We start from the raw sequence: 11,524 nt of genomic DNA on the forward strand, positions 1-11,524 counted from the left end.
TTGGTGGGTGGCGCGGAACGCCACGGGACCGATGCTAACTTAACCGGTTCAGTTGTCAAGAGGGCCCGCGAAAACGATATCCAGACGAGACTCGGGTGTCTACGCGAGACCGGTCGTGCCCCTTACAACCGTACGCTCGCCGGGATGCTCGTGGTGCGCACAACCAATTCGCTCGGCCGGGCGCGCGTATGCTCCGGGGGCAAACCACGCAGATTGTCGAGTAGGAGCTGCGTGCTGCGACGCCCCTGTTCCTCGGGGAATCGTGCCAGCGCCGTGATCGGGCGGGCGCCGAGGCGGCAGAGCAGGGAGTCGTCCCAGCTGACCAGCGCCACGTCATCCCGCCCTAGGCGTTCCAGTGCGTTCGACGCTCCCAGCGCCAGCAGATCGTTCGACGTGGCCACCGCCGTGATCTCCGGATGCGCGCGCAACTGCTGCGTCACGATCCGCTCACCCTCCTCCGAGCTGTAGTCCGAGCCGACGAACGAGGCGCGCGCTCCGTGGTGGGCGGCCCGGGCGGCGACCGCGTCGCGGCGGTCGTGCTCGTGTTCGAACTCGAGCGGGCCCGTCACATGCAGCAGGCGGCTGTGGCCGAGCGCGACGAGGTGATCGACGATCAGCTCCGCGTCACCGCGCACGTTGTAGACGAGCACACGGCCGGGCGCGATCTGGGGGCGGGCGCCGTGCAGCACGAACGCGAGGCCGAGGCTGTCGAGCAGTGCCGGACGCGGGTCGTCGAGGGCGATGTCGAACAGCAGCACGCCGTCGACCCGGCCCTCGCCGCTCCACCGGCGGTAGGTCTCGAGGTCCTGCCCGGGATGCGTGCCGACCATCCGCAGCAGCAGCGCCTGATCGCTCTCGGCGAGAACGCTCTCCACGCCGGCCAGCAGGCTCATGTAGAACGGTTCGGTGCCGAGCAGGCTTGGATCGCGCCGCAGCACGATGCCGATCGCGTCGGTGCGCGAACGCGACAGTGCGCGGGCGCTCGAACTCGGGTGCCAGCCCAGCTCCCGCGCGAGCTCGAGCACGCGTCGCCGGGTCTCATCACTCACCCCCGGCTGCCCGTTGAGGGCGTACGAGACCGAGGCCTTCGACAGCTGAAGCTGTTCAGCGAGACCAGCGATCGTCACGCGGTTCACGTCTCGGCACTCCTTCCCGCTGGGATGTCGCGCCTGGTCATCGGCGCACGAATGGCGGCGCCACGACAACAACGGCGCTGGGTCAACAGTAGCCAGTGCCCGCCGAAGTGGCGGTGGACGGCGCGTCAAGGCAGCGTGTCGGCGGGGGCGGAACATGCGCTACCCGAAAGCGCAGAGAGCTTCCCCGCCGACACCGGGCGTTCGTCCGTCCGGCCGCTGCGCAATGGGCGTCGAGACGCGCAGAGCACACCGAGAGGCGGACGACCGCCCAGGACTCCACCCCGCAGCGGAGTCCGGTCGAACGACGACGGGATGCGAGACGCACTGGGGGGCGCACGTCGCAGGCATCCCGCCGCCGAACCCTTACTGGGTGGTGCTATCACCGCCCAGCAGCTTGTCGATCTCGTCCTGGGTCAACGGGGTCCAGGGGGACGAGTCGGGGTTGGAGGACGCGGCTTCCGGGCTGTCGCCCTGCGTCCACCACTTTGCTTCGAACGGCACACCCTCGAAGAGCACGCGGGTGCCCTTGTCGTAAGCGGTGGTGCCGCTCCAGTCGGGGAAGGTCCCGGCCTTCAGAGTGGGCTGCGGGATGGGCGTCTCGCCTGGCAGCACGGGGCCGACGAGGGTCCACGGCGTCTCCCACGCGTTCAGCACGGGGTTGTCGGGAACGTCGCCCTTGGTCCACCACTTGGCCACGTAGACGTTGTGGTGCCAGACCACCTTCGTTCCCTTGAGGTACGAATCGTCGGTCGCCCAGACCGCGTACGGCGAGTGGGCGGGATCGTCGGCGACGGCCGCGGTCGAGGTGGGCTCCGCGGTGGTCACCGCGGATTCGCCGAGCGAGATGCGTCCGTCGAAGTGTGCGCTGAGGAGCGAGGCGAAGGTGGTCTTGCCCTGGCTCACGCCGCTGCAGGCGTCGGAGACGACCGTGGTGTCGACATAGTTCGATCCGCAGGTCTTGTCGCGGTTCGCCGACCACATCGACATGCGTCCGAGGCCCTTGGAGGTCGCCCACGTGTTGAACGTCTTGGCGTCAGCGAGGGAGAACACCTCCTTCTCGATGTCGTTCTGGCCGATCATCGGAGTGGCACCGATCTTGGCCCAGAGGCTGGGGTCGCTGAGGTGCGTCTTGTTGCGGTCGTAGAGCACACCGAGCTGGTGCTGGGCGGCCGAGACGGCCTGCTCGGAGGCGGCGACCATCGACTGCTTCGCATCCTTCGACGTCCCGTAGTCCATCGTCATCAGATTGACGCCGGCGATGTCGACCTTGGCGGCGAGCATGGCCGCGATCGCGTCGGTGGCGTCGGAGGTCATCCCGCTCGGAGCGACCGGGAGGGTCAGCCAGACGGCGAGGCTCTTGCCCGCCGCCCGCCGCTCCTGCTGCAGGTCCGCGATGGCGGATGCCCGGCGCGTACTCGCTGCGGCGTCGCTGAGTCCGGCGCCCTCGAGGTCGAGGTCGATCGTGCCGACCTCGTAGCGGTCGACGACCGTGGAGTACGCCTTCTTCAGCTCCGTCTCGTCGGTGCACGACACCGCGAGCTCGTCGTTGCGCTGGCCGCCGAACGACACCGCGACGGTGCCGCCCTGCTGCTGCAGACGGGCGATGCGGCGGTCGAGGTCGAGCGATGCGCGGGCCTGGTCGAGGGTGTACGCGGCGCCCCAGGTCGGCGTGCAGCCGTCGGACGACGAGGCGACGACGAACGACAGCACGGCATCCTTGGTCTTCGTCGCACCGAGGTTCTCGAATGCGAACCGCGGGGTCGCGGTCACGTCGACGTACGCGGCGAACCACGGCTTGGCTTCGACGGACGCCTTGGCGCTCCACCACTGGAACCCGACGACACCCGCCGAGATGACGATCGCAGCCACCAGGGTCGCTCCGATCACGCGCAGCGGCGACAGGCGACGGCCACCGTCGGAGTTGCCTCCGGTCGGCGCCTGGGCGTCGCGGTTCTCGGCAGCCTGCTGCTGCTGCTTCTTCACGCGGGCCATCAGGCGGCCTGCCTCTCGGTGTCGGAGAGAGTGTCGGAGGTGACATCGGTCTCGACCGACTCGGCGATGCGGTGGGTGGCCTCGACGCGCGGCAGGTCGCCGCCGGCGTGGCCGTGGTAGAGCACCGAGCGCCAGTCGAGCACGTCGGCCGCCGGAGCCTGGGTGTCCGCGGCACGGGTGCGGTTCTTCTCGACGTAGAGCGGGCGGGTGAGGCCGAGCCAGATGTCGACGATCGAGTTGCCGATGCCGATGTACGAGATGATCGCCCACACGGCGAGGGTCGCGTTGAAGAGCGCGAACGCGGCGTTGCCCCAGTTCTGCGCGTTGACGTCACGCCACAGCGTGAAGACCGAGAACGCGACGATCAGGAACGGCGTGATCACGTAGAGCAGCGGGGATGCGGTGCGGTTCTTGACCTTCGGGGTGCGCACGAACGGGATCTTCTTGCCGGTGAGCGACTGCTGGATCGACTTGAGCACGCCGGCCAGGTTCACCGGGAGCAGGATCAGGTTGAAGCCGTAGATGCGCAGCACGTCGGTGGCCTTGTAGCCGGCGTAGCGCAGGTCGCTGGCCATCGCGATGAAGTACGGCAGCGCCGCAAGGAGCACGACCGGGCTGAGCAGGCGGCCGTCGTACGGGTACGCCAGCAGGAAGATCAGGCCGAAGCTCGCCCAGGCGATCGACGCCATGTAGTTCACCCGCAGCATGAGCTCGGTGCGCGACACCAGGTCGCCGCGACGCTTGCGCTCGCGCACCTGGCGCCACAGCTTCGGGAGGATCAGCAGCCCGCCGTTCGCCCAGCGGCGGCGCTGAACGATCAGCGAGCCGAAGTCGGGCGGGGTGGCGGAGTAGCTCAGGCGTTCCGGGTAGTTCACGAGGGTCCAGCCGTGGGTGCCGAGGTCGACGCTCGACTCGGTGTCCTCGATGACCGTGCGGTCCTGGATGTACCGGCGCACCTCGAAGCCGCCGACGAACTCGGTCTCGACGATGTCTTCGAGGGCGCGCTTGCGGATGACGGCGTTCGCGCCCACCCAGAAAGTGGCGCCGTAGTAGCTCATGCCCTGGTGCAGGATGTGCTGGATGTCGGTGGTCGCACCGGCCAGGCGCTCGATGCGGGTGCCGGCGCCGCGGAACGACGAGTACGGGGTCTGGGTCACGGCGACGCGGGCGTTGTCCGGCTGCTGCAAGAAGTACGTGAGGCGCAGGCAGTACTCGCGCAGCAGGATCGAGTCGGCGTCGAGGGTCAGCAGGAAGTCGCTGTCGGGGATCTCGATGTCACCGGGACGACGCGAGCTCACCGGGGTCAGGATGGGACCATCCGGCGTCTCCTCGACGCGATAGGTACCGCCCATCAGGCCGATGTAGGCGTTCAGGTTCATCGCCTTGTTGGCCTCGTGCGAGAGGGATGCCCACTGCTTGCGCTCGAACACGGCGAGGTCGGCGTCGAAAGTCCAGGCGAGGCGGCGGTAGAGCTGCGCGACGCGCTCGGAGGTCAGGGCGGCGCCGTCCTCGAGGGCGGCCTCGACAGCCTGCCCGACGAGGGCGAGCTCGTCGGCGAGGCCGCGCAGCACCTGGTCGGCGAAGAACAGGTCGACGTGGTCGTCGATCGTGTGGGCGTCCGCCTGGGCGTAGAGCCACTCGGCGGCCCAGGCGTACTCTCCGGCCAGCTCCACCGCGGTGTGCGGCGCGACGAAGGTGTCGGTGTCGTTCAGCTCGAACCGCAGCAGGGCATCCGTGAACCGCGAGCGGGGCTCGGCGAGCATCCGGCTGATGTCGTCGGCGAGGGCGCGGGTGGCGTTCAGCCGGTCCGCCACGGCCGGGTCGGTCGGGTGGGGGTTGTCGTCGAGAAGCAGCACGACGCGCATCGACGGGAACTCCTGCAGCGCGGCCGACAGCAGGGTCATCTTCACGACCTCGGGCTCCTCCGCGTAGGAGGGCACGAGCACGGTGATCGACGGCTGGTTGGCGGCGAAATGGCGGTCGAGCTCGGCGCGGGGAACACGCACGTGCTTCTTGAACCGCACCAGCGCACCCTGGCGGGCGACCAGGTACATCAGCGCCGAGAACGTCAGGAAGGTGACGACCACGAGGTAGCCGATCGCCTCCATCGTGAAGCGGAAGTCCTGCGTGCCGAGCACCAGGAACTGACGGATGATCGTGGTGACCACATAGATCACCCAGAACAGCACGGTGAGCACGATGGCGACACGGCTGAAGGTGATCTTGCGGTCGGAGGGCTTCGGGTGCACGGTCGGCAGCGGTTCGGTTCGCTTCTCAGCGCCGAGTTGCCGTTTGCGGGCAGGGTTGTATGAACTTGTAGAACTCATGATCGGGTATGCGTCCTTGAAATAGGAGAGCCCGCGCCTTCGGGTGGCGCGGTCGGGTAGCTCTCGTAGTGTCCACATTAGTGAGGACATACCGGGGTACAAAACCCCCCTTTGTGGGCGGGCGTGTCTACCCACTTCAGAGCGGTTTTGCGCTACGAATTCGGCACGCGGCTACGAAATACGCGGTCAGCTGGCATTTTGGCGACTCGTTCCGAAGCGATTCGAGGCCCGTGAACCCGCGCGTTCACGCTGGGTATACCGACCGTTCTTCCTACCTGAGAATATCCTATGCGTTTGCATCGGCAATTTACGCCCCTCTCCCGCGGGCGTGGCGCGCGGATCGACGCCGCTATCGTGAGCACATGAATCGTGCACCCGGCCGGCTCCGCTTCGACCACGACCACGTCGTCACCCACGAGGAGCGGTACGAGTCGGGCCGGGCCGCCCGCTCACGTATCCCGCGATCCTCGCAGGCGCACTACGTACCCGACGCCGCCCGCGATCCGCTCGGCGTGCTCGACCAGCAGCACGCGCGCCGTCTCCCCGACCTGGTGCCCCTGCGCATCGCCAGGATGCTGCAGGATCCCTTCGCGTTCTACCGCGGCACCGCCGCCATCCAGGCCGCCGACCTGGCGGGGCTCCCCACCAGCGGCGCCGACATCGTCATCTGCGGCGACGCCCACATCGCCAACTTCGGGCTGTTCGCCTCCCCCGAGCGCTCGATGGTGTTCGACCTCAACGACTTCGACGAGGCCACCACCGGCCCCTGGGAGTGGGACCTCAAGCGCATGGTCACCAGCGTGGTGATCGCGGCGCGGGGTCGCGGGGCGAGCGACGCCCGTGCCCGGGAGGCGGCTCTGCACGCGGCCCGCACCTACCGCGACGCGCTCCACCAGTCACTTGGCGTGCCGGTCACCGAGCGCTTCTTCCTCCCGGCCGTCGTTCAGGGCGGGCGTCAGTTCGGCAAGAAGACGCAGCGCGTCGTGCGCGACCTGGTGGCGGCGTCCGAGAAGCGCACATCGGAGCGCGTGATCGCACGCATCACGGAACGCGCCGCCGACGGGTCATTGCACCTCATCGAAGCGCCTCCCCGCCTGACGCACGTGCCACCGGAGATGGAGTCGGTCGTCGGCGAGGTGCTCGCCCGCTACAGCCGCACCGTCTCCCCCGACATCGCGCTGCTGCTCTCCCAGCACACCGTGACGGATGTCGCGCGACGGGTCGTCGGTGTGGGCAGCGTGGGCACGCGCTGCTTCATCGTGGTGCTCACCGGGCCCCGTGGCGAAGCGCTCATCCTGCAGATCAAGGAGGCGACCGATTCGGTGGTGCAGGAGTTCGGCGGCGTGGAACGCGAAGAGGTCGCCGGCATCGACAGGGAACGTCTCGGCGAGCACCACGGCTACCGCGTCACTGCCAAGCAGCGCATCCTGCAGGCGGTGTCCGATCCGTTCCTGGGCTACGTGACATTCGAGGGCTTCGGGTTCTACGTGCGCCAGTTCCGCGACCGCAATGTGTCGTTCGACATCGACCGGATGGCGGAGCAGACGTTCGACGACTACGCCTTCGCCTGCGCGCAGCTCCTGGCGCGGGCGCACTCGCGCAGCGCGAACGCTGCGTTCATCGCCGGGTACATCGGGCATGGCGACGTGCTGCCCGAGGCGGTGACGACATGGGCGCTCTCCTACGCCGACCAGTCGCACGCCGACTACGAGACGCTGCGGGCCGCCGTGGTCAGCGGCCGCTACGAGGCCGCGCCGCTCTGAGCGCGGCCCGCGCGCCCGGCGCCCGCCGCCCGCCGCCCGATCGTGCGATACCGCACGACCGACGGCTCTCGGTTCGCGATACTGCACGACCGGCGCCGGAGCGACCGGCGCGCTAGCGCTTGCGCTTCTCGCGCACGCGCATGTTGAGCTGGATCGGCGTCCCCTCGAATCCGTAGATCTCGCGCAGGCGCCGGATGATGTAGCGGCGGTAGCCGGGGTCGAGGAACCCGGTCGTGAACACCACGAATGTCGGCGGACGGCTTGTCGCCTGGGTGCCGAACAGCACGCGCGGCTGCTTGCCACCGCGCACGGGGTGCGGATGCGCGGCCGTGAGCTCCGCCAGGAAGGCGTTGAACTTGCCGGTGGGGATGCGGGTGTCCCACGACTCGAGCGCGAGTTCGAGAGCCGGCACCAACTTCTCCAGGTGGCGCCCGGTGCGCGCGGAGATGTTGACGCGCGGCGCCCACGACACGTGCGCGAGGTCCTGCTCGATCTCGCGCTCCAGGTACCGGCGGCGGTCGTCGTCGAGCAGATCCCACTTGTTGAACGCCAGCACGAGCGCACGGCCCGATTCGAGCACGAGGTCGATGATGCGCACATCCTGCTCGCTGATCGGCTCGGTCACGTCGAGCACCACGACGGCCACCTCGGCCTTGTCGAGCGCGGTGGAGGTGCGCAGCGACGCGTAGAAGTCGGCGCCCTGCTGCAGGTGGACGCGACGCCGGATGCCGGCGGTGTCGACGAAGCGCCACACCTTGCCGGCGATCTCGACCTGCTCGTCCACCGGGTCACGGGTCGTGCCCGCGAGCTCGTTGACGACGACGCGCTCCTCCCCGGCTGCCTTGTTCAGCAGCGAGGACTTGCCGACGTTCGGCCGACCGACGATCGCGACACGACGCGGCCCCCCGACCTCCTGCTTGGCGACCCGGGAGACCTGCGGCAGCACCTTGAGGATCTCGTCGAGAAGGTCTGCGACACCACGGCCGTGCAGGGCCGAGACGGGACGCGGCTCGCCGAGTCCGAGCGACCACAGCTCGGTCGCGTTGGGCTCCTGCCGCACGTCGTCGACCTTGTTGGCCGCGAGGAACACCGGGCGGTTCGCCTTGCGGAGCATCCGGACGACCTGCTCGTCGGTCGAGGTGGCGCCCACGTTCGCGTCGACGACGAACAGCACGGCGTCGGCGAGGTCGATCGCGATCTCGGCCTGGGCCGCGACGGACGCGTCGATGCCCTTGGCGTCGGGCTCCCAGCCGCCGGTGTCGACGAGCGTGAAGCGCCGGCCGTTCCACTCCGCCTGGTACGAGACGCGGTCGCGCGTCACACCGGGGGTGTCTTCGACGACGGCCTCGCGGCGGCCCAGGATGCGGTTGACGAGCGCGGACTTGCCCACGTTCGGCCGGCCGACGATCGCCAGCACGGGCAGCGCGGGCAGGTAGGTGATGGCATCCGGATCGTCGCTGACGGTCTCGAGGATGTCGAGGTCGCTCTCGTCGAGCTCGTAGTCGTCGAGGCCGGAGCGGAGCGCGGCGGCGCGCTGCGCGGCCAGTTCTTCGTCGAGATCGGTGAGGCGCTCGACGAGGTCGTCGTCGCCTTCCGGCTCGGCCAGTTCGGCTTTGTCAGTCATGGCTTCACGTGCTTTCGGGGTTTCGCTGTGCACTGTCGCGTTCTGTCACGGAGTGCACGACCTCGATGACCGCATCCACGGTCTGGTCGAAGTCGAGATCGGTTGAATCGACGGTGGTCACACCGTCGGCGGCGTTCATGAAGTCCACGACGCGGGAATCGGCCCGGTCGCGCCGGTGGAGCTGCTCGCCGACATGGGCGGCGGACTGGCCGACGAGCTCTGCGGAACGCCTGGCTATTCTAGCCTCTTCGCTGGCAGTGAGCAGGATGCGGACCTGAGCGTCCGGCGCGACGACCGTCGTGATGTCCCGCCCCTCCACCACGATGCCCGGCCGCTCGGTGCGCCGGATGATCGTGCGGAACAGTCCGGTGAGGTACGAGCGCACCTCGGGAACCCGGGCGATCGCGCTCACGACCGCGGTCACATCCGGCTCGCGGATGGCCTCGGTCACGTCGTGATCGCCGACGAAGACGCCGGTGTCGGCGGGGTCGCCACCACTCGGATCCGTGCCGATGCGGTAGTCGAAGTCGGCGATCGCGTCGATGACGGCGGCGGAGTCCGTCGGGTCGAGCCTTCGCTGCACGACGAACCAGCTGAGTGCGCGATACGCGGCGCCGGTGTCGAGGTACGCGAATCCCAGCTTGCGCGCAGAGGCCTTGCTGACGCTCGACTTGCCGCTGCCGGCGGGGCCGTCGACGGCGACGACGATCGTGTCGCTCAGGTCGTCGGCGTGCGCGGTGGCACCAGTCGTGGCGTCGGTCGTGGCGTCGGTCATCCGGCGATCCTCCATCCTCGTGCGGTCAGGTCGTCGATCGTGCGCTGCAGCACTTCGGGCAGCACAGCGATCTCGGCCAGTCCGACCTGCGCGCCGGGCGAGTGCTCGAGCCGCAGGTCTTCTAGGTTCACAGCGATCTCGCCCAGCTCCGCGAGCAGGCGCGCGAGCTCGCCGGGCTCGTCGTCGACCATCACCACGATCGAGGCATAGCGCTTGTCCTGCCCATGCTTGCCGGGCAGACGCGAGACGCCGAGGTTTCCGCCGGCGAGCTCTTCCGCGATGGTCCGGCGCGATCCGGCGACGTCGATGTCTCCGAGCGCGATCAGCATGCGGTCGAGGTCGTCGCGGTAGGCACGCAGGATGTCGACGACCGCCGGCGCGTTCGCACCGAGGATCTGCACCCAGAGCTCGGGCTCGCTGCCGGCGATCCGCGTGACGTCGCGCACGCCCTGACCGGCCAGCGCGAGCGCGGCATCCGTCGAACCGGCGAGGCGCTTGGCCATCAGGCTCGAGACGATCTGCGGCGTGTGCGAGACGAGCGCGACCGCGGCGTCGTGCTCCGCGGTCTGCATCTCGATGGGCGTCGCACCGAGGTCGAGGATCAACGCCTCGACGAGCGAGACGGACGAGCGGTCGTTCTCCGGCCGCGCGCAGACCACCCACGGGCGGCCGAGGAACAGGTCGGCGCGTCCGGCGCTGGGACCGCCGCGCTCGCGTCCGGCCAGCGGGTGCGAGCCGACGTAGCGCGAGAGGTCGACGCCTGCCGCCTCGAGCTCCGCCAGCGGCGCGACCTTGACGCTCGCGACGTCGGTGACCACGGCATCCGGATGCGCGGCGAGCTCGGCGCGCACGACGGTGCCGACGAGGTCGGGCGGCACCGCGACGACGATCAGCGCGGGCTCTGCCGAACCGTCGTCGGCCCGACCGGCGCCGTAGTCGGCGGCGAGGCTGAGGTGGGCGGGCGAGGCGTCGGCGAGCAGCACGTCCACTCCGCGGGCGCGCAGCGCGAGGCCGACGGAGGCGCCGAGCAGCCCGGTTCCGACGACGCGGACGGGGCCGCTGAGCCGGGAGGTCGTGTCGTTCACCTGGCGTCTCTCTCGGTGGGTTTCGTGACGGGCTTCGCGTCGTCCTTCTTCGCGTCGTCCTTCTGCCGCGAGATCGTCAGCAGCTGGCCGAGTTCCACCTTAGTCAGGTCGCGCATCATGCCCACCCGCAGCGTCCCCAGGTGCAGCGGGCCGAACTGCCGGCGCACCAGCTCGATCACCGGATGCCCGACTTCGGCCATCATCCGGCGCACGATGCGGTTGCGTCCCGAGTGCAGCGTGATCTCGACCAGACTGTCCCTGCTCGCCGAGCTGCGCTCGAGCAGGCGCGCGCGGTCGGCGGCGATCGGTCCGTCCTCGAGTTCGACGCCGCGGGTGAGGGTGGCGATGGTCTGCGGCGTGACGACGCCGCGCACCCGGGCGATGTAGGTCTTCGTGACGCCGAAACTCGGATGGGCGAGCACGTGGGCGAGTTCGCCGTCGTTCGTGAGGATCAGCAGCCCGGACGTCTCGGCGTCGAGCCGCCCGACGTTGAAGAGCCGCTCTGCGTAGTCGGCGGTGAAGCGCGACAGATCCGGGCGCCCCTGCTCGTCGCGCATGGAGCTGACGACGCCGACGGGCTTGTTGAGCATCACGTAGCGCCGGCTGGTGTCGAGCTGAACGGCCGAGCCGTCGACGGCGACGAGGTCGTTGACCGGGTCGATGCGGCGCCCGGGCTCGGTGACGACGTCGCCGTTGACGGTGACGCGTCCCGCCGCGATCAGGTCCTCGGAGACGCGCCGGGAGGCGACGCCGGCGGCCGCCATCACCTTCTGCAGCCGTTCCCCCTGCGGAGCGTCCGACCAGTGCGGGGCGTCGGTGGAA

At 69.4% G+C, this 11,524-nt stretch carries 8 protein-coding genes; 1 reads left to right on the plus strand and 7 read right to left on the minus strand.

What is annotated here, in order from left to right; all coding sequences use genetic code 11:
- Positions 1-122 precede the first annotated feature (122 nt).
- The 3 genes from AC1DB1_RS10420 to AC1DB1_RS10430 form a co-directional block, all read right to left on the minus strand.
- Positions 123-1,136: a LacI family DNA-binding transcriptional regulator gene (locus AC1DB1_RS10420; protein ID WP_271177720.1), complete on the minus strand. Its 1,014-nt coding sequence runs from the start codon at positions 1,134-1,136 to the stop codon at positions 123-125.
- Between the two features lie 363 nt (positions 1,137-1,499).
- Positions 1,500-3,128 (minus strand): chitinase, encoded by a 1,629-nt coding sequence (locus AC1DB1_RS10425; protein WP_477200719.1) that lies wholly within the window; start codon positions 3,126-3,128, stop codon positions 1,500-1,502.
- Positions 3,128-5,455 (minus strand): glycosyltransferase family 2 protein, encoded by a 2,328-nt coding sequence (locus AC1DB1_RS10430; RefSeq protein WP_477200720.1) that lies wholly within the window; start codon positions 5,453-5,455, stop codon positions 3,128-3,130. The genes AC1DB1_RS10425 and AC1DB1_RS10430 overlap by 1 nt, the downstream gene beginning before the upstream one ends.
- Positions 5,456-5,817: 362 nt before the next feature.
- Between AC1DB1_RS10430 and AC1DB1_RS10435 the strand changes: the two genes are divergently transcribed.
- On the plus strand, positions 5,818-7,218 hold the full coding sequence (locus AC1DB1_RS10435; RefSeq protein ID WP_477200721.1) for a DUF2252 domain-containing protein: 1,401 nt from the start codon (positions 5,818-5,820) through the stop codon (positions 7,216-7,218).
- Positions 7,219-7,330: 112 nt separating this feature from the next.
- Here AC1DB1_RS10435 and der read toward each other — a convergent pair whose 3' ends face one another.
- From der to AC1DB1_RS10455, 4 genes are read right to left on the minus strand one after another with little or no spacing between them, the layout of a single operon-like run.
- Positions 7,331-8,842, minus strand: coding sequence for a ribosome biogenesis GTPase Der (gene der, locus AC1DB1_RS10440; RefSeq protein WP_271177716.1), 1,512 nt, complete (start codon positions 8,840-8,842; stop codon positions 7,331-7,333).
- A gap of 4 nt (positions 8,843-8,846) precedes the next feature.
- Positions 8,847-9,617, minus strand: coding sequence for a (d)CMP kinase (gene cmk / locus AC1DB1_RS10445; RefSeq protein WP_477200722.1), 771 nt, complete (start codon positions 9,615-9,617; stop codon positions 8,847-8,849).
- Entirely contained in the window at positions 9,614-10,702 is a 1,089-nt protein-coding gene (locus tag AC1DB1_RS10450; RefSeq protein WP_477200723.1) for a prephenate dehydrogenase, read from the minus strand. The genes cmk and AC1DB1_RS10450 overlap by 4 nt, the downstream gene beginning before the upstream one ends.
- Positions 10,699-11,466, minus strand: a complete 768-nt coding sequence (locus AC1DB1_RS10455; RefSeq protein ID WP_477200849.1) for a pseudouridine synthase — start codon at positions 11,464-11,466, stop codon at positions 10,699-10,701. The genes AC1DB1_RS10450 and AC1DB1_RS10455 overlap by 4 nt, the downstream gene beginning before the upstream one ends.
- Positions 11,467-11,524 lie beyond the last annotated feature (58 nt).

It is taken from the genome of Leifsonia sp. 10N434 (assembly GCF_056394405.1).

What these genes read in the sequence shown, in the direction of transcription:
- AC1DB1_RS10435 (WP_477200721.1), top strand. Translation starts at nt 5,818, where the DNA reads ATGAATCGTGCACCCGGCCGGCTCCGCTTCGACCACGACCACGTCGTC.
- cmk (WP_477200722.1), bottom strand. Translation starts at nt 9,617, where the DNA reads ATGACCGACGCCACGACCGACGCCACGACTGGTGCCACCGCGCACGCC.
- AC1DB1_RS10430 (WP_477200720.1), bottom strand. Translation starts at nt 5,455, where the DNA reads ATGAGTTCTACAAGTTCATACAACCCTGCCCGCAAACGGCAACTCGGC.
- AC1DB1_RS10425 (WP_477200719.1), bottom strand. Translation starts at nt 3,128, where the DNA reads ATGGCCCGCGTGAAGAAGCAGCAGCAGCAGGCTGCCGAGAACCGCGAC.
- der (WP_271177716.1), bottom strand. Translation starts at nt 8,842, where the DNA reads ATGACTGACAAAGCCGAACTGGCCGAGCCGGAAGGCGACGACGACCTC.
- AC1DB1_RS10455 (WP_477200849.1), bottom strand. Translation starts at nt 11,466, where the DNA reads ATGGCGGCCGCCGGCGTCGCCTCCCGGCGCGTCTCCGAGGACCTGATC.